This window comes from Streptomyces sp. LMG1-1-1.1 (assembly GCF_040815545.1).
GTDB lineage: Bacteria > Actinomycetota > Actinomycetes > Streptomycetales > Streptomycetaceae > Streptomyces.
In genome coordinates this window covers 54,155-71,137 of sequence record NZ_JBFPNH010000013.1, presented here as the reverse complement: position 1 = coordinate 71,137, position 16,983 = coordinate 54,155, and the positions used below count along the sequence as shown (strand labels likewise).

The window sequence follows — 16,983 nt, the reverse complement described above, 5'->3', positions numbered from 1 at the left end:
CTGTGTCATCGCCCCATGCACCCGTTCGTGTGCATCGCGTTACGTTCGCGTGATGCTCCGGATGTATCGCGACACGCTGTCGCTGCTCGGCCCGGCCCTCCCGGTGGTGTCCTTCCTCGGCCGGCTGCCCACCGCCATGTGTCAGCTCGGCAGTCTGCTCCTGGTCGCCGAGACGAGCGGCTCCCTCGCCACGGCGGGCCTCACGGGCGGCGCGCTCGCGGCCGGACAGACCGTCGCCGGACCTCTCGTCGGCCGCCTCGCCGACCGGCACGGACAGCGCGGGGTCGTCCTCGCCGCCTCCCTCGCCAACGCGGTCGCCGTCACCGCCCTCGTCCTGGCCGCGCTCGCCCAGGCGCCCACCGTGGGGCTGATGGCGCTCGCCGTGCTCGCCGGTGCCACCGTCCCCCAGGTCGGGCCGCTCGCCCGGACCCGGTCGGTGGCCCTCGCCCGGAGGTCGGGGGCCGACGACCGGCTGGTCGGCGCGGTGCTCTCCTTCGAGGGCACCCTCGACGAGGTGTCGTTCGTCCTCGGCCCGGCCTTCGTCGGCCTCGCCGCGGCCCTCGCCCACCCGGCCGCCGCCCTCCTCGCGGCCGCGCTCCTGCTCGTCGTCTGCGGCTCCGCCTTCGCGCTGCACCCCACGGCCCGCGCCACCGCCCCGGAGCAGTCCGCTTCCACCCGGAAGAGTGCCGCCGAACGGACGCGGCTGCCGGGATCGGCGTACGCCCTGCGCGGCACGATGGTGCTCCAGGGCGCCATGTTCGGCGCCTCGCAGGCCGGGATCACCGCGCTCACCGAGGAGCTCGGCGCGCCCGCCCAGGCCGGCCTCGTCTACGCGGCCATGGGGGTGATGAGCGCCGCCGTCGGACTGTCGATGGCCGCCGTGCCCGCCCGCGTCGGGCTGACGACCCGATGGCGCGCGGCCACCGCCGGGCTCGTCGTGCTCTCCGTGCCCCTGCTGTTCGCCGGCTCCCTCGGTGCGCTGTACGCGGTGGTGGTGGTCCTCGGCGCCGCCTACGCCCCGCACCTGATCACCGTCTTCGGACTCACCGAGCGGACCGTGCCGGCCGCCCGGCTCGCCGAGTCCATGGCCTTCCTCACGAGCGGGATCGTCGGCGGTCAGGCCCTCGCCCTGGCGCTCTCCGGCCGCCTCGCCGAGGCCCACGGAGCCCCCGCCGCCTTCGCGGTGGCGGTGGGGGCGGCCGTGGCCTGCGCGGTGCTCTCCTGGTCGGTGCGGGTGACGGCTCCCGCCGCCGTCGCCCTACGGGAGGTCAGGCCGGCCGGCGCAGAACGGTCAGGCTGAGCGGCGCCAGTGTCACCCGCTCGCCGGCCGCGAGCTCCGGACCCTCCTGCGGCGGCATGCCCTCCGGGTCGGAGGTGTCCACGACCATCCGCCAGCAGCGCCCGTGACTGTCCGGGACAGCGAACTCCAGCTCCTTCGACGAGGCGTTGAACATCAGCAGGAACGAGTCGTCGGCGATCCGCTCGCCCTGGGTGCCGGGCTCCGAGATGGCGTTGCCGTTGAGGAAGACGGTCAGCGCCTGGGCGTGCGCCGCCTGCCAGTCGCGGGACGTCATCTCCTCGCCCTCGGGTGTGAACCAGGCGATGTCGGTGAGCTCGTCGTGGGTGCCCTCCACCGGCCGCCCGTGGAAGAAGCGGCGGCGCCGGAAGACCGGATGGTCGCGCCGCAGCCGGACCATCGCGCGCGTGAAGCGGAGCAGCGTGCCCTCCGTCTCGCTGTTCTCCTTCGGCCACCGCACCCAGGACACCTCGTTGTCCTGGCAGTACGCGTTGTTGTTGCCGCCCTGGGTCCGCCCGAACTCGTCGCCGTGGCTGAGCATCGGCACGCCCTGCGACAGCATCAGGGTGGCGAGGAAGTTGCGCGTCTGGCGGGCGCGCAGCTCGGTGATCCCCACCTCGTCGGTCTCGCCCTCCGCACCGCAGTTCCAGGAGCGGTTGTGGCTCTCGCCGTCCCGGTTGCCCTCGCCGTTCGCCTCGTTGTGCTTGTCGTTGTACGAGACGAGGTCGCGCAGCGTGAAACCGTCGTGGCAGGTGACGAAGTTGACCGAGGCGAGCGGGCGCCGCCCGTCGTCCTGGTAGAGGTCGGAGGAGCCGGTGAGTCGGGAGGCGAACTCGGCGAGGGTCCGCGGCTCGCCCCGCCAGAGGTCCCGGACGCAGTCGCGGTACTTGCCGTTCCACTCCGTCCACAGCGGTGGGAAGTTGCCCACCTGGTAGCCGCCCTCGCCGACGTCCCACGGCTCGGCGATCAGCTTCACCTGGCTCACCACCGGGTCCTGCTGCACCAGGTCGAAGAACGACGACAGCCGGTCCACCTCGTGGAACTGGCGGGCCAGGGTGGCCGCCAGGTCGAAGCGGAAGCCGTCCACGTGCATCTCGGTCACCCAGTACCGCAGACTGTCCATGATCATCTGGAGCACGTGCGGGGAGCGCATCAGCAGCGAGTTCCCGGTGCCCGTGGTGTCCGTGTAGTACCGGGGGTCGTTCGACAGCCGGTAGTACGAGGGGTTGTCCAGCCCCCGGAAGGAGAGCGTCGGGCCCAGGTGGTTGCCCTCGGCGGTGTGGTTGTAGACCACGTCGAGGATGACCTCGATGCCCGCCTGGTGCAGCGCCCGCACCGCCGACTTGAACTCCAGGACCTGCTGGCCCCGGTCACCCCACGACGCGTACGCGTTGTGCGGGGCGAAGAAGCCGATCGTGTTGTAGCCCCAGTAGTTGGACAGCCCCGCGTCCACCAGCCGGTGGTCGTTCACGAACTGGTGCACCGGCATCAGTTCCAACGCCGTGACGCCCAGTTCCTTCAGATGGCCGATCACCGAGGGGTGCGCGAGCCCCGCGTACGTGCCCCGCAGCTCCTCGGGGAGGTCCGGGTGGAGCATCGTCAGGCCCTTCACATGGGCCTCGTAGATCACCGTGTGGTGGTACTCGGTGCGCGGGCGGCGGTCGTCGCCCCAGTCGAAGTACGGGTTGACGACCACCGAGGTCATCGTGTGCGGGCCCGAGTCGAGGTCGTTGCGGGCGTCCGGCCGCCCGAACGGATAGCCGTACACCGCCTCGCCCCACTTCACCTGCCCCGACACCGCGCGCGCGTAAGGGTCGAGGAGCAGCTTCGCCGCGTTGCAGCGCAGCCCCCGCTCCGGGGCGTACGGGCCGTGCACCCGGAACCCGTACCGCTGACCCGGCATCACGCCCGGCAGATAGGCGTGCCGGACGAACGCGTCCGTCTCGCGCAGCTCCACCGCCGTCTCCGAGCCGTCGTCGTGGAGCAGACACAGCTCGATCCTGTGGGCGGCCTCCGAGAAGACCGCGAAGTTGGTTCCCGCTCCGTCATAGGTGGCGCCCAAGGGGTACGCCTGTCCCGGCCAGACCTGCATGGATACGAATCTTCCTCTTCTGTCCGGGTTCAGGTGGTGTTCTTTGGCCAGATCCTGCCCGAAAGAGGGGCAACCTCCTAGGACTTCGCCCCGTCCTACCGGGTGACCGCAGGACCAAGAGGGGGGAAAGAGGGGGAAGTGTGTACGAAATAGCGCGCCGCCACCTGGGGAAGGTGGTGGCCGGAGCGGCCATGGCGGTGACGGGAACCGCCGTCGCGGTCGCGATCACCCTGCCGGGAACGGCGGGGGCCGACGACACGCCGGGCGGGCGCGGCACCGTGTCCGTGGGGGCGGACGGAGCGAACGCGGCCGCGGGGGAGTCCGGCGCGTCCGCCGGACAGGACGGGACCGGAGCGCAGGCCGTCGGCTCCGCGCCGCCGCCCGCGACCGTGGTACCCGCGCCGGCGGAAGGCGCGAAGGGCGTGGGCAGCGATCCGCTCACCGACGCCGAGCTCGCCCGGGCCGAGGCACTGGCGCTGACCCCGCCCGGCGCCTCCGCCCAGCAGGACGTCGAAGGCGGCCCGGGCCCGCAGCACCTCGCCACCGAGCTCGCCGAACCCCGGCCGGGCGACCCCACGCGCCGCGCCGACGTGCGCTTCTACGACTACGCGCGGGACGAACTCGTCACCCGGACCGTCAACCTCGACACGGGGAAGGTCGAGAAGTCCGGTACGCAGAAGGGCGTCCAGCCCTCCGCCCACCCGGAGGAGCTGCGCGAGGCCCTGGAGCTGATCCTCGCGAGCCCGCTCGGCAAGGGCGTCAAGGAGGACTACGAGGACGCCACCGGCAAGGAGCTCACCTCCACCACCCAGCTGTGGTTCAACGGCGACGCCTACCGCCCCTACCGCGAGGCCGCCGTACCCGCGCAGCTGGCCGAATGCGGCGAGCACCGCTGCGTCCGGCTCGTCACCAAGGTCCTCAACGGGGCCTGGATCGACACCCGGAACCTGATCGTCGACCTCTCCGCGAGGACCGTCACCCGCGTCGGCTGACCACCGCCGCCCCGGTCCTCCTGCCGCATCTCCGTACGAGGGAGTACGTTCCCATGTCCACCCAGCGCAGCCATTCCACCCGGCAGCGGCGTGTCCGCGGGCGCGGCGCCGCCCTGACCGCGGCCGCCCTGCTCGGCACCGCCACCGCCGCCGCCGGCCCCGCGACCGGCGCCACCGCCGCACCCACCCCGCCGCCCCCGCGCACCGCCTGGGCGGCGGGCCCCGACTGCTCCTCCGCCTACCGCATCACGCAGAAGCTCGACGGCGGCGCCAGTTGGCGCATGTGCTGGCGGTACAGCACCGACGCCGGCCTCGTCCTCGACAAGATCACCTACCAGCCGCCCGGCACGGCCGCCCCGGTGAAGGTCCTCGCCAGCGCCCGGCTCGCCCAGATCCACGTGCCGTACGACGACGGCGGCGCCGAGTACGACGACCTCACCGGCGCCGGCTTCGGCTGGGGCCTGCAGGCCCTCAAGCCCGCCGAATGCCCCGGCGGCACCCTCACCACGATCAAGGTGCCCGAGGCCGGCGACGTCAAGGGCCTGTGCACCACGACCCGGGCCCGCGGCCACGCCTACCGCATGGCCAGTGACAACGGCGCCAAGGTCTGGCACGCCCAGGCCAAGGACCTGCTCGTCTACACCGTGAACAAGGTCGGCTGGTACGAGTGCATCACCGAGTGGCGTTTCGCCGCCGACGGCTCCATAGGCGCCAACGTCGGCGCCACCGGCAGCCTTTCGCCGGTCGACTACAACGCCACCGACGGCCGCGGCTGGCCCATCGGCAAGGGCGCCCGCTCCTACGCCACCAGCCACGCGCATAACGTCTTCTGGAAGCTCGACTTCGGCCTGGACGGCTCCACCAAGGACCGGATCGAGCAGTACGACTCCACCGTCACCCCGCCACCCGCGGGCGGCGGCGGCCCCACCGTGACGACCAAGCGCACCCTCGTCACCAAGGAACTCGCCGGCGACGCCAAGAACATGCGCTGGTGGCGCGTGGTCAGCGACACCGGAAAGAACGCCGACGGCCACGCCCGCTCGTACGAGATCGTGCCCGGCCACACCGACACCCACGCGGGGCGCGGTTTCACCAAGCACGACGTCTACTTCACCCAGTCGCGCGCCTGCGAGCAGTACGCGAGCGACAACATCGGCAACTGCGCGCCCAACGCCGGTAACAGCGTGGACAAATGGGTCAACGGTGAGACTCTGACCAAACCGTCCGTGTGGGTCAACATCGGGTTCCACCACATCGCCCGGGACGAGGACCAGCAGCCCATGCCGGTCCACTGGCAGGGCTTCCAGCTCGCCCCCAGGGACGTAACCGCTATGAATCCGCTCACTCCGCCCGATCTCGCCTCTCAGAACGGGCAGCCCGATCTGGGTAGTTGAGCAAGCAGCCTGACGATCCTGCTGCACCGCCTCCCGCTCCCGGAGTACCCTTCCTTGATCGTTGTCGTAGTGGTCGAAACGGGCTTCCAGGAGCAGAAGGCGGTGCGCGGGTGAGCTCGGGAGGTCTGGAGCTGCCCCCAGGTGACGCGGGTCACGAAGGGGGTCCGGCCGACCCCGCCGAGGCGCCGCCCGGCGCGGTCACCGTCGCCCGGCCGGTGGAGATCGGGGCGGAGCTCGACTGGGGCGCCGAGGCCTGGAGCGAGGTCCGCACCCGCGCCCAGCGGGCCGGGCGCGCGTACATCTGGCTGAACCTCGTCGAACAGCGGCTCCGCGCCGTCGTCGCCGCCGTCCTGCGGCCCGTGTACGAACCCGTGCACGGCGAGGAGTGGGTGGTGGCCGCGGCGGGTCCGGCCGGCCAGGAGTGGGTGCAGCGGGCGGTCGCCGTCCGCGAGGTCTCCCGCCGCAAGGGCTACCTCCTCGACCCGGCCGACGACAACGTGCTCAGCTTCCTGACGCTGCCCCAGCTCCGCGAGCTGATGGTGCAGCACTGGCCGTGCTTCGAGCCCTACTTCGACGACCGGCGCGAGGTCGAACTCGCCCTCGACGAGCTGGAGGTCACGCGGAACGTGGTCTCCCGCAACCGGGCGCTCTCGCTCACCGTCCTCGCCCAGTCCGAGCGGGCCTCCGCCCGCATCCTGGAGATCCTCGGCAGCGGCGCCGGAGTGCCCTCCGCCGACCGGCTGCCCGTCGACGCCGTCGAGGACCTCGTCGGCGACCGGTACGCGGACGTCGTCTCCGTCCACCCCGACCGGGTCAGGCTCCAGCGGCAGCTGCCCGCCGAGGACCTCTTCGGCGGAGCCCGCCGCCTCGACGCCACCGGCATAGGCCTGAATCTGCTCGTGCAGAACTTCTCCGGCCGCCGCATGGTCCGGCTCGCCGAGTCCGGCTGCCGCACCCGGCTCCTCTTCCTCAACCCCGCGAGCAGCGCCGTCAAGCGGCGCGAGCGCGAGCTCGGCCTCAAGAAGGGCGAGCTGAGCCGCTCCGTCGAGATGAACATCCTGCACATGCGCCGGGTCCGCTCGAAGCTGCGCGACCCGGGGGCCTTCCAGATCCACGTCTTCGACGAGACCCCCCGCTTCACCGCCTATCTGGTGGACGGCGACGGCCCGGACGGCGTGGGCGTCGTCCAGTCCTATCTGCGCAGGGCCCGCGGCATGGAGGCCCCGGTCCTCGTCCTGCGCGGCGGCGGCCGGAACGTCGTCCGGCAGGGACAGTCCTCCCGTGAGGGAGATCACGGACTCTTCGAGACATACCGGGAGGAATTCGAGTCGGTCTGGCTCGATTCCCGGCCCGTCTCCTGACCCCTCGCCGGGGGCAGCCGGCGGCGTTGTCAGTGGTGCGTGCGAGGGTGTTCAACACCACGGGGGAGATCACGTAAGGAGGACCCGATGGCTTGGCACGGCGACACGCTGGTCGGCTTCGACCTGGAGACGACCGGCACCGAACCGCTGGAGGCCCGTATCGTCACGGCCTCGATCGTCGAGGTCGACGGCGGGGGGCGGGTCACACACCGGCGGGACTGGCTCGCCGACCCGGGCATCCGGATCCCGGAGCAGGCCTCCGCGATCCACGGCATCAGCACCGAGCGCGCGGCGGCCGAGGGCCGGCCGGTGCGCGAGGTCGCCGACGAGATCGCCGAGGCCCTCGCCGCGTACTGGGAGGACGGCGTCCCGGTCGTGGCGTACAACGCCTCCTTCGACCTGACGCTCCTCGCCGCCGAACTGCGCCGCCACGGACTCCCGTCCCTCGAGGAGCGGCTCGGGGGCACGGCCATCGGTCCGGTCGTCGACCCCTACACCATCGACCGGGCCGTCGACCGCTACCGGCGCGGCAAGCGCAACCTGGAAGCGGTCTGCGCCGAGTACGGCGTCGTGCTCGAAGCCGCCCACCAGGCCGCCGCCGACGCGCTCGCCGCCGTGCGGGTCGCCGTCGCGATAGCCGAGCGCCACCCCCAGGTGGCCGGCCTCGACCCGGCCGAGCTGCACGACCGCCAGATCGGCTGGTACCGAGCCTGGGCCGAGAACTTCCAGGCCTTCCTGCGCGGCAAGGGCGACGCCGAGGCGGTCGTCGACCCGACGTGGCCCTTGCGCGAGGCGGTCGCGGCGGCGGTCTGAACCGCCTTGCCGCACCGGCCGGATCAGCCCAGCGGCAGCATCAGGTGGGCGGCCTCGCCGTCGACCGACGTGATCGTCGTCGTGGCGCTGTCGGTGCCGGCGTCCGTGAGGGCGTCGGAGTAGAGCTTGTCCTTGCTGTTGACGGCGAGCATCAGGCGGTGGCCCGCGGCCACGTCGTAGCCCGCGGCCTGGAGCCTCCACGTGGCGGTGTGATCCGCGCCGGGGGTCAGGTCGGTCAGGGTGAGGGGCTCGTGGGTGATGATGCGGGCCGTGTCGTCGGGACCGACGTCGAAGAGGTAGGCCACGAGCGTCACCGAGTCGGCGGTGCTGCGCACGGTGAGCGTGAGCTCGGGGACGCCGCGGACGCGGCGGGCGGCACTGCCCGCGGCGGCGTCGAGGGGGCCGGTGGTCCACACGGCGAGGTGCTGCCGTTCGAACTTGTCCGTGGGGTAGGTCTTCGGGTTGCCGTTCCACTCGGCCTGGCCGGTGGTGATGATCTCGTCGACCGCGGTGGCCTCCGTGAGCCGGCCCGCGGTGAACTCCCGCTTCCAGCCGGTCTCCGCCTCCTTGGCGAGGCCGCCGTCACGGCTGTCGGAGCCGACGGACGTCAGGTACCAGCGCTCCGTGGAGGTGGTGACATCCGCCCAGGAGGAGTGGGGTTCGCGGACGGCGGGCTCGGTGATGACGTTCTCCCCGGTGTCCGGGTCGGTCCGGGTCCGGTAGGTGAACATGACCTGGCTGTTGACCGCGGGCCACTCGGACACGCCGTTGTCGGCACCGAGCACATGGTGGTCGAGCCAGGCGAAGGCCTCTTCGACGGGGAGGTTCGGCCCGCTGAAGGGAATGGTCAGACCGGCGCCCTCGGGCGCGGCGTGGTCGCCGATCCACAGGTTCAGGTGCTTGGGCACGGTCAGCCGCTCGAAGTGCTCGACGACCTGGTTGACCGGGAAAAGCGTCTCGTGCCAGGTGTTGGAGAAGAACGTGGGGATGTTGCGGGCGTTGGTCTGCCCGGTGTACGAGGCGGGCGCCCGCTCCGAGCCCCAGGCCAGCACGGCGTCGATGTTCCGGCCGGCCTCGAAGTCCTCGAGCAGCCGCAGCGTGGCGGGGTCGAACTTCCGCTCCTTGGGGCCGCCGGTGAACTTGACCAGGGCGTCCACGGCCTTGAGGTGCCGGGTGCCGTTGTCGTGGATGCTGGTGGCGAGGTTGCCCCAGGTGCTCAGGGCGACGACGGCGTCGACGCGGTCTCCCGGGTCGTGCGCCGCGACGAGCTGGCTGATGCCGGAGCCGTACGACTCGCCGAGGAAGGCGACCTTGCTCGGACCGAAGTGCTCCAGCGCGTGGTCGATGACCGTGGAGCCGTCGGCCCAGTCGTCGGGGCCGGCGACGTCGATCGTGCCGCCGGAGGTGAACGGCGCGTCGATGTAGGTGCCGTTGGACAGCGGGAACGTCAGGCCCATGCCGCGGGGGGTGTACGCGAGGACGTGGTAGCCGCGCAACGCCAGCCGGAGGTACGCGTACGCGAAGATGGACCAGCCGAGCGGCGTCCAGCCCGACGGCACGATCACCACGGGGCGGGGCTCGTCGCCGTCGAGCCTGATCGAGAACGCCGAGAGCCGCACACCGTCGTGAGCGGTGATCCACGGGAAGCCGATGGTCGCCTTCGCCCGCACCTGGTCCACCAGCTGCTGGAGCTCGGGCGGGAGCAGGGGCTGGTCCGCCGTGCCGTTCAGCGTGGCGACCAGCGCTTCGGCCAGGTTGGCGGCGGCCGGGTCCAGCGCGGTGGCGGAGGCGTAGATGCCGTGGTCTGCGATTCGTGCCAGCTGTGCCGAGGTGACCGCACTGATCTGGTTGTCGTCCTGCGGGTTGCTCACGAAGCCGTCCTCTCATGGGGGCTGGCCGGCCAGCGGGCCGGTCGGCTCAGACGGGCGCATCGTCGCAGCTCAGAGGCCCTGGCAGCGCGGAATCAGGACACGGCTCGCCTCCGCCGAGGGCGCGGCGGAGTCACCCTCCCGGAGGGTTTGAAAGCTCCCTCCGCCAACGGCGCCCGGGGAAACGGTCGCGATCCGCCAGCCGCCGCGCGGAAGCGGTCACACGGGGTCAAGGGTGATCGACCTGAACCCGCCGACGGGCCTCGCCGACGAGCCCCGCGGAAGGGCCTCGCTGACGAGCCCCGCGGAAGGGCCCCGCCGACGAGCCCCGCAGACGGCCCGTCAGGAGTTCTCCTTGAGGAACGACAGCAGCAGGTCGTTCACCCGCTCCGGCTGGTCGAGCTGGAGCCAGTGACCGGCTTCCTCGACGCGCTCGTAGCGCCAGGAGCCGCTCACGAAGTCGCCCGAGCCGGACATCGACCGCTCGGTCAGGAAGCGGTCGCCGGTGGACCACAGGCCCATGACCGGCAGCGCCGTCGGCAGCGGGACCAGCGGCACGTCGGCGCCGAACTGGACCTCCGGCGGGAGGCCGGCGCGGTAGATGTCCAGCGCGGCCGTGAGGGCGCCGGGGGCACGCAGCGGCTCGATGACGGAGTCCGAGTCCGGGTGCTCGGCCAGCATCTCGCGGAGGTTGGCGAAGTCGTCTCGCGAGAGCCAGTCCTCGGCGACCCCCGCCAGCTGGAACAGCAGCATGTACCAGGACCGCTGCTTCTGCTCCCAGCCGGCGGCCCGGATGGCGCCCAGGTGCCCCACCGACAGCAGGCTCAGGCTGCGCACCCGGTCCGGCACCACACCGGCGAGGCCCTGGACGATGCCGGAACCCCAGTCGTGGCCGACCAGGTGGACCCGGTCCAGGTCCAGCCGGGCGAGGAGCTGGAGCAGATCGCCGACGTGCTTCGCGGGGTGGTACGCCTCCGGGCCGCCCTCCGGACGGTCCGACGCGCCGAAGCCCCGCAGCGTGGGCGTGACGCACCGGAAGCCGGCGGCCGTCAGGGCCGCGACCTGATGGCGCCACAGATGCCGGCTGTCGGGGAAGCCGTGCACCAGCAGCACCGCCGGCCCCTCGCCGCTCACCTCGACGTCGAGGGAGACCTCGGACAGTTCGACACGCATCTCGACACCCCGTTCATCAGGCCGGTTTCGGCACCGGTCATGATGTCAGAACGGGTACCAGCGGACCTCCGGGTCGCCGTCCCGCAGCGAGGCCACCCGCCGCTCGAACTCGGCCCGGGCCTTCGGGTCGGCCGGCGCGTGCTGCGCCACCCACGCACAGCTCGCGGTCTCCCGCGCCCCGCGCAGTACCGCGCACCCGTCCCACTCCCTGACGTCCCAGCCGTACGCCTCCGTGAAGGCGTCGTAGGCGGCCGGATCGAGGCCGTACCGGTCCCTGGAGAGGGCGAGCACCACGAGGTCGTGCTCGCGCAGGTCGGACGAGAAGGTCTCCAGGTCCACCAGCACCGGACCGTCCGGGCCGACGTGGACGTTCCGGGGGAGGGCGTCCCCGTGGATCGGGCCCGGAGTCAGGCGCGGGACCAGCGCGGCCGCCGCCGGGGCGAAGGAGTCGCGGCGCTCGCGCAGGAACGCCGCGTCCGCCGGGTCGATCGCGTCGCCCGCAAGCCGCAGCCACCGCTCGACCCCGCCGAGCAGGTCGCGGCGGGGGAGGGCGAGGCCCGCCGGCTCCGGCAGGGCGTGCACCGCGCGGAGCAGCGGGGCCAGATCGCGGGGCTCGGTCGGCCGGACCGCGTCGGGCAGCCGGTGCCAGACGGTCACCGGGTGCCCGTCGACCAGGCGCGGCTTCTCCTCGGCGGCCCGGACGGCCGGAACGCCCGCCGCCTCCAGCCACGAGGCCAGCGCGACCTCCCGCTCGGCCCGCTCGAACAGCTCGGCGTCCCGGCCCACCTTCACCACGAGAGCGTCCACGGCGAAGACCGCGTTCTCCCCGAGGGCGAGCAGCCGCGCCTCCGCGACGGGCAGCCCCGCCGCCCCCAGGATCTCTCGTGCCCTCGCCTCGTCCATCGGCCTCTCCCTCACCTGTGTCCTTGCGCCGAAGTCTCGCATCCGTCGCGGCCGGCCCCCGCGCGGCCGGCCGGTCGCGGCCGGCGACCGTGCGCGCGCCCGCTATCGGCGCAATCGATGGATTCGCGATTACGAAACCTTGTTGAATAAGTCACAGATAAGTGAAGGGTCTTCTCCAGGATCCCCTTCATCGGACAGTGTTCGAACCGGCCACCGTGCCGCCCCCCACGAGGCGCGGTGGCCGCCTACATTGGGCCCATGACGAAGACGTACGCGGCCCTGCTCCGCGGCATCAACGTGAGCGGGCGCCGGAAGGTCCCGATGGCGGAGCTCCGCGAGCTCCTCGAAGGCCTCGGACACGGAGGCGTCCGTACGTACCTCCAGAGCGGGAACGCGGTCTTCACGACCGACTCCGGGGCTTCCGAGGACGCGCTCAACACGGAGCTTGAGGACGCGATCGAGAGCCGCTTCGGCTTCCGCGTCGACTGCCTCGTCCGGGACGGCGACTACCTCGCCGCCGTCGCCGAGGCCTGCCCCTTCCCGGCCGCCGAGCTGGCGGGGAAGGAGCTCCACGCCGTCTACTGCTCCGGACCCGTCGACCCCGAGCGCTTCGCCGCGATCGACCGCGAGGCCTACCTCCCCGAGGACTTCGCGCTCGGAGACCGGGTGCTCTACCTCCACGTCCCCGGCGGCCTCGGGACGTCCAAGCTGGCCCCGGTGCTCACCCGCCCGTCCGTCGTGAAGGGGCTCGTCACCACCGCCAGGAACTGGAACACGGTGGTCAAGCTCATCGAGATGACGCGTGAGGACTGACCGGCGAAGTGGCCCACTGCGACGGCCCGTGATTGGACCAGGACGACAGGCCACCTCCTGGCTAGATTCGACGGTATGACGACCACCGAGACCCGCCCGCCGTCCCCGTCCCGCCCCGCCGTCGACTTCTACTTCGACCCCGCCTGCCCCTTCGCCTGGATCACCTCGCGCTGGATCCTGGAGGTCGAGGAGCGCCGGGACATCGACCTGCGCTTCAAGGTCATGAGCCTGTACCTCCACAACGAGGGCAACACCCTGCCCGACTGGTACCGCGAGCTCGTCGACGCCTCCATCGGCCCGGTCCGGGTGGCGGTCGCCGCCGCCGAGCGGCACGGCGAGGAGATCCTGCGCCCGCTCTACACCGCGTACGGCACCCGCATCCACGAGAAGAAGCAGAAGGACTTCGACGCCGTCATCGCGGAGGCGCTCAACGAACTGGGCCTGCCGCCCGAACTCGCCGCCGCCGCCCACGACCCGTCCTACGACGAGGCCGTCCGGCGCAGCCACGACGCCGGCAAGGAGCCCGAGGCCGACGGGTACGTCGGCACCCCGACGATCCACGTCGACGGCACCGTCTGGTTCGGGCCCGTCCTGCGGGCCATCCCGCGCGGCGAGCGGGCCGCCGAGCTCTTCGACAGCTTCCGGGTCCTCGCGAACCACCCCGACCTGTTCGAGCTCAAGCGGACCCGTACCGGCGGCCTCGACTTCGACTAGGCCGTGGCCGCCGGCCGGTGCCGTCTACCTGCTGAAGCCGTAGTCCAGCAGCTTCTTGACGTCGGCCGCCCGGTTCGCCTCGGAAGGCGCACCGAGGACCGCGCCGATGACCGTCTTGCTGCCGCGGGTGGCCGCGAAGACGAGGCAGTACTTGGCCTGCGGGCCCGAACCGGTCTTCACACCGATCGCGCCGCTGTACGTGCTCAGGAGCTTGTTCGTGTTGGTCCACGACATGTACCGGTAGCCACCGGACTTCGTGGTCACCTTCTGGCTCGTGGACTTCGTCTTCACCACGGTGCGGAACGTGGCGTCCTTCATCGCGCTGCTCGCGAGCTTGGTCAGGTCGCGCGGAGTCGAGTAGTTGCTGCCATTGCTTATTCCGTCGAACGAGTCGAAGTGGGTGTTCCGCATGCCGAGCTTGCGGGCCTCGTCGTTCATCTTCCCGATGAACGACTTGATCCGGGCGTCCCGGGTGGTGCCGGTGCCGAACTTGTCGGCCAGCGCGTAGGCCGCGTCGCAACCCGACGGCAGCATCAGGCCGTAGAGGAGCTGTCGGACCGTCACCTTGTCGCCGACGATGAGCCGGGCGGAGGAGGCGTTCTTGGCGACGATGTAGTCGCTGTAGGCCTTCTGGACCGTGACCTTGGCGTCGAGGTTGAGGCCGCGCTGGGCCAGCACCACCTTCGCGGTCATGATCTTCGTGGTCGAACCGGTCGACCGGCGGGTGTCCGCGGCCTTCCCGTACAGCGTGGTGCCCGTCCCGTTGTTCATGACGAAGCCGCCGGGGGCGGTGATCGACGGGGCGGGCGTCGCGGCGTGCGCCTGACCCGCGAACAGGCCCCCGGCCAGTACGGCCGACGCCGTGAGCGAGACGGTGACGGCACGGCGTACGCCGAGTGTCGAAGTCAGCAAAATGTTCTGCCCTTGGTAGGAGTCGGTGTGCGCGCCGGATCCGGAACGGACCCGGCGCACACAAGACGCGCAAGAGGGCGGAAAGGATGCGCTGTTGGAAGGGTGAATTTCGTCGCGTCGGCCGCGGCGGCGTCGTCGCCGGCACGCGCGGTCGCCTGATCGGCCGCGCTCGCGCCTCGGCTCAGGCGGTGCGCGCCACCGCGTGCCGTGCCGCCCGCGCGCCGTCGTACCGCTCCAGGAGGAGTCGCGCCAGCTCGGGAGAGGGGCCGAGGACGTCCGCGAGGACGTCCGCCCCCGCCGCGCCGGCCGCGATGCGGTCCGGGAGGCGGCCGGGGGCGATGACGTACGGCGCGACGGCCACCCGCCGGACGCCCGGCTCCGCGCGCAGGGCGCGGACGGCCTCGTCCGTACGGGGAAGGGATGCGGAGGCGAAGGCGGGCCGCACGGAGCACCAACCGGTGCGCCGCAGCTCCCGCGCCGTTTCTGCGATCACCGCGATCGCCTCCGGGTCTGTGGAGCCCGCCGAGGCCAGGACGACCCCGGCCGCGCTCTTGTCGCCGGGCGTGAGCCCGGCCTCGTACAGCCGCCGTTCCACCGCCGCGATCAGCAGCGGCGACGGGCCGAGGACCTCCGCCTGGCGGATGCTCAGGGACGGAGGCGCCTGGCGCAGTACGGCGGGGATGTCGGTCTTCGCGTGGAAGGCGCGGGTCAGCAGCAGCGGCAGCGCCACCACGTCCCGCACCCCGTCGGCGGCGAGCCGGTCGAGGACCCCCGGCACCGACGGCAGGTTGAACTCCAGGAACGCCGTCTCCACGCGCAGCCCCGGCCGCAGCGCACCGGCCCGGCGCACCAGCGCCTGGACGGTCGCCGCGTGCCGCGGGTCGCGGCTGCCGTGGGCGATGACGAGGAGGACGGAGCGGTTCACGGCGGGTCTCAGCCCTTCGTCAGCAGACCGCGGCGGCGGAGTACCGTGCGCTCCAGCGGGCTGAAGATCAGCAGGTCGATGGCGATGCCGACGATCAGGATGAGGATGATCGCCAGGAAGATCCCGGCCATGTCGATGTTGTTGCGGCCGTTCTCCAGGAGCTGGCCGAGGCCGAGGCCCAGGTCGGGGGAGGACGCGATGATCTCGGCGGCCATCAGCGAACGCCACGAGAACGCCCAGCCCTGCTTCAGACCGGCCAGGTAGCCGGGGAGCGCGGCCGGCATCACGATGTACCAGGCGCCCTTGAGACCCGTCGCGCCGAGCGTCTGGCCCGCCCGCAGGAAGAGCGGCGGGACCTGGTCGACGCCGGCGACGAGGCCGTTGGCGATGGACGGGACGGCGCCGAGGAGGATCACCGCGTACATCATGCTGTCGTTGAGGCCGAGCCACAGGACGGCGGGGGCCACCCAGGCGACCGAGGGCAGCGACTGGAGACCCGCGAGGATCGGGCCGATCGCCGCGCGCACGAACTTCACGCGGGAGACGAGCAGGCCCAGCGGGGTGCCGATGGCCAGGGCCAGGACGAAGCCGTAGAGCGCCCGCGACATGCTCGTCCACAGGACGCTGAGGAGCGTCCCTTCCGTCCACATCACGGTCAGGCTGTCCCACACCGCGGACGGGGCGGGGAGCTTGTACTCGTCCGTCACCTTCAGCGTGACGAGCAGCTGCCACACGACCAGGACGAGCACGACGGCGACGACCGGCGGGAGCACCTTCTTGAGGAGCACCTCACGGACCGGGGTCCGCCGGATCTGCACGCTGTCGAGCGCGTCCAGGCCGGCTTCGAGGCCGGCGAGGTCGTCGGCCTTCTCCGTCTTCAGGGCGGTTTCAGTGCTGGCCATGGCGGCGGATCTCCCCACGCAGGTGATCGGTGATCTCGAGGGACAGTTCCGCGACGTCGGAGTCCTCGATGCGACGCGGCTGAGGAATGTCGATGGTCCACTCGTGCGCGATCCGGCCGGGCCGCGAGGAGAGGAGGACGACACGCTCGGCCAGCCGCACGGCCTCGCGCACGTTGTGGGTGACGAAGAGCACCGAGAGCTTCGTCTCCCGCCAGATCCGGGTGAGCTCGTCGTGCAGCACGTCCCGGGTGATGGCGTCGAGCGCGGCGAACGGCTCGTCCATCAGGAGCAGGTCGCTGTCCTGGGCCAGCGCGCGGGCCAGCGCGACCCGCTGCCGCATGCCGCCGGACAGCTCGTGCACCCGCTTGTCGTACGAGCCGCCCAGCCGCACCAGGTCGAGCAGCCGCTCGGCCTCGGTGCGGCGGTCGGCCTTGGGCACCCCGCGCAGCCGCAGGGCCAGTTCGATGTTCTTGCCCGAGGTGAGCCACGGGAAGAGGGCGTGCTCCTGGAACATCAGGGCCGGCCGGCCGCCGGGGGTCTCGATGGACCCCGCGGACGGCCGGTCGAGCCCGGCGACCAGGTTGAGCAGCGTGGACTTGCCGCAGCCCGAGGCGCCCAGGAGGGTGACGAACTCGCCCGGGGCGACATCGAGCGAGATGTCGTCGAGGACGAGCTGCCCGCCGGCGGGTCCGCCGAAGGACTTGGAGACATGCTCGATGCGGGCGGCATGGGTCACCGCCGCACGGTCCTCGGCCTTGGCGAGCGTCGCGGTCGTGGCCATGGTCGTCACCTCCTGGTCATGCTGAACTCGGGCTGCTGCGCGG

Annotated in this window: 15 protein-coding genes; 7 read left to right on the top strand and 8 right to left on the bottom strand. The window is 72.0% G+C overall.

Annotation, left to right across the window (positions count from 1 at the left end; translation table 11 throughout):
- Positions 1 to 61: 61 nt before the first annotated feature.
- A complete protein-coding gene (locus MRBLMG1_RS05080; RefSeq protein ID WP_367821327.1) occupies positions 62 to 1,300 on the top strand; it encodes an MFS transporter in 1,239 nt (412 codons plus the stop codon).
- Here MRBLMG1_RS05080 and glgX read toward each other — a convergent pair.
- Positions 1,269 to 3,389, bottom strand: coding sequence for a glycogen debranching protein GlgX (gene glgX / locus MRBLMG1_RS05075; protein ID WP_367821140.1), 2,121 nt, complete (start codon positions 3,387 to 3,389; stop codon positions 1,269 to 1,271). The genes MRBLMG1_RS05080 and glgX overlap by 32 nt on opposite strands.
- Positions 3,390 to 3,529: 140 nt before the next feature.
- Between glgX and MRBLMG1_RS05070 the strand changes: the two genes are divergently transcribed.
- From MRBLMG1_RS05070 to MRBLMG1_RS05055, 4 genes are all read left to right on the top strand, one after another.
- A complete protein-coding gene (locus MRBLMG1_RS05070) occupies positions 3,530 to 4,381 on the top strand; it encodes a Tat pathway signal sequence domain protein (protein ID WP_367821138.1) in 852 nt (283 codons plus the stop codon).
- A gap of 53 nt (positions 4,382 to 4,434) precedes the next feature.
- Entirely contained in the window at positions 4,435 to 5,775 is a 1,341-nt protein-coding gene (locus MRBLMG1_RS05065; protein ID WP_367821136.1) for a copper amine oxidase, read from the top strand.
- Between the two features lie 110 nt (positions 5,776 to 5,885).
- The gene (locus MRBLMG1_RS05060) at positions 5,886 to 7,136 is read left to right on the top strand and encodes an SAV2148 family HEPN domain-containing protein (protein ID WP_367821135.1); all 1,251 of its coding nucleotides are present in this window, start codon (positions 5,886 to 5,888) and stop codon (positions 7,134 to 7,136) included.
- 87 nt (positions 7,137 to 7,223) lie between these two features.
- A complete protein-coding gene (locus MRBLMG1_RS05055) occupies positions 7,224 to 7,949 on the top strand; it encodes a 3'-5' exonuclease (protein WP_367821133.1) in 726 nt (241 codons plus the stop codon).
- Between the two features lie 23 nt (positions 7,950 to 7,972).
- On the opposite strand, the gene MRBLMG1_RS05050 is transcribed toward MRBLMG1_RS05055, so the two are convergent.
- The 3 genes from MRBLMG1_RS05050 to MRBLMG1_RS05040 all read right to left on the bottom strand — a co-directional run bounded on the left by MRBLMG1_RS05050 (position 7,973) and on the right by MRBLMG1_RS05040 (position 11,893).
- Positions 7,973 to 9,820: an alpha/beta fold hydrolase gene (locus tag MRBLMG1_RS05050; protein WP_367821131.1), complete on the bottom strand. Its 1,848-nt coding sequence runs from the start codon at positions 9,818 to 9,820 to the stop codon at positions 7,973 to 7,975.
- A 339-nt stretch (positions 9,821 to 10,159) separates the two neighbouring features.
- Positions 10,160 to 10,990, bottom strand: coding sequence for an alpha/beta fold hydrolase (locus MRBLMG1_RS05045; RefSeq protein ID WP_367821129.1), 831 nt, complete (start codon positions 10,988 to 10,990; stop codon positions 10,160 to 10,162).
- 45 nt (positions 10,991 to 11,035) lie between these two features.
- Positions 11,036 to 11,893 carry a phosphotransferase enzyme family protein gene (locus MRBLMG1_RS05040; RefSeq protein ID WP_367821127.1) on the bottom strand — a complete coding sequence of 286 codons (858 nt, stop codon included), beginning with the start codon at positions 11,891 to 11,893 and terminating at the stop codon, positions 11,036 to 11,038.
- 258 nt (positions 11,894 to 12,151) lie between these two features.
- On the opposite strand from MRBLMG1_RS05040, the gene MRBLMG1_RS05035 reads away from it, so the two are divergent.
- Both MRBLMG1_RS05035 and MRBLMG1_RS05030 read left to right on the top strand, forming a co-directional pair.
- Positions 12,152 to 12,706 carry a DUF1697 domain-containing protein gene (locus tag MRBLMG1_RS05035; protein ID WP_367821125.1) on the top strand — a complete coding sequence of 185 codons (555 nt, stop codon included), beginning with the start codon at positions 12,152 to 12,154 and terminating at the stop codon, positions 12,704 to 12,706.
- Between the two features lie 75 nt (positions 12,707 to 12,781).
- The gene (locus MRBLMG1_RS05030; RefSeq protein WP_367821123.1) at positions 12,782 to 13,420 is read left to right on the top strand and encodes a DsbA family protein; all 639 of its coding nucleotides are present in this window, start codon (positions 12,782 to 12,784) and stop codon (positions 13,418 to 13,420) included.
- Between the two features lie 24 nt (positions 13,421 to 13,444).
- Here MRBLMG1_RS05030 and MRBLMG1_RS05025 read toward each other — a convergent pair whose 3' ends face one another.
- From MRBLMG1_RS05025 to MRBLMG1_RS05010, 4 genes are all read right to left on the bottom strand, one after another.
- Positions 13,445 to 14,332: a D-alanyl-D-alanine carboxypeptidase family protein gene (locus MRBLMG1_RS05025; protein WP_367821121.1), complete on the bottom strand. Its 888-nt coding sequence runs from the start codon at positions 14,330 to 14,332 to the stop codon at positions 13,445 to 13,447.
- A 181-nt stretch (positions 14,333 to 14,513) separates the two neighbouring features.
- Positions 14,514 to 15,257, bottom strand: coding sequence for a sirohydrochlorin chelatase (locus MRBLMG1_RS05020; RefSeq protein ID WP_367821120.1), 744 nt, complete (start codon positions 15,255 to 15,257; stop codon positions 14,514 to 14,516).
- A gap of 8 nt (positions 15,258 to 15,265) precedes the next feature.
- On the bottom strand, positions 15,266 to 16,159 hold the full coding sequence (locus MRBLMG1_RS05015; protein WP_367821118.1) for an ABC transporter permease: 894 nt from the start codon (positions 16,157 to 16,159) through the stop codon (positions 15,266 to 15,268).
- Positions 16,146 to 16,940: an ABC transporter ATP-binding protein gene (locus MRBLMG1_RS05010; protein WP_367821116.1), complete on the bottom strand. Its 795-nt coding sequence runs from the start codon at positions 16,938 to 16,940 to the stop codon at positions 16,146 to 16,148. The genes MRBLMG1_RS05015 and MRBLMG1_RS05010 overlap by 14 nt, the downstream gene beginning before the upstream one ends.
- Positions 16,941 to 16,983: the final 43 nt, after the last annotated feature.

What these genes read in the sequence shown, in the direction of transcription:
- MRBLMG1_RS05010 (WP_367821116.1), bottom strand. Translation starts at nt 16,940, where the DNA reads ATGGCCACGACCGCGACGCTCGCCAAGGCCGAGGACCGTGCGGCGGTG.
- MRBLMG1_RS05015 (WP_367821118.1), bottom strand. Translation starts at nt 16,159, where the DNA reads ATGGCCAGCACTGAAACCGCCCTGAAGACGGAGAAGGCCGACGACCTC.
- MRBLMG1_RS05065 (WP_367821136.1), top strand. Translation starts at nt 4,435, where the DNA reads ATGTCCACCCAGCGCAGCCATTCCACCCGGCAGCGGCGTGTCCGCGGG.
- MRBLMG1_RS05035 (WP_367821125.1), top strand. Translation starts at nt 12,152, where the DNA reads ATGACGAAGACGTACGCGGCCCTGCTCCGCGGCATCAACGTGAGCGGG.
- MRBLMG1_RS05080 (WP_367821327.1), top strand. Translation starts at nt 62, where the DNA reads ATGTATCGCGACACGCTGTCGCTGCTCGGCCCGGCCCTCCCGGTGGTG.
- MRBLMG1_RS05040 (WP_367821127.1), bottom strand. Translation starts at nt 11,893, where the DNA reads ATGGACGAGGCGAGGGCACGAGAGATCCTGGGGGCGGCGGGGCTGCCC.
- MRBLMG1_RS05045 (WP_367821129.1), bottom strand. Translation starts at nt 10,990, where the DNA reads ATGCGTGTCGAACTGTCCGAGGTCTCCCTCGACGTCGAGGTGAGCGGC.
- glgX (WP_367821140.1), bottom strand. Translation starts at nt 3,389, where the DNA reads ATGCAGGTCTGGCCGGGACAGGCGTACCCCTTGGGCGCCACCTATGAC.
- MRBLMG1_RS05030 (WP_367821123.1), top strand. Translation starts at nt 12,782, where the DNA reads ATGACGACCACCGAGACCCGCCCGCCGTCCCCGTCCCGCCCCGCCGTC.
- MRBLMG1_RS05055 (WP_367821133.1), top strand. Translation starts at nt 7,224, where the DNA reads ATGGCTTGGCACGGCGACACGCTGGTCGGCTTCGACCTGGAGACGACC.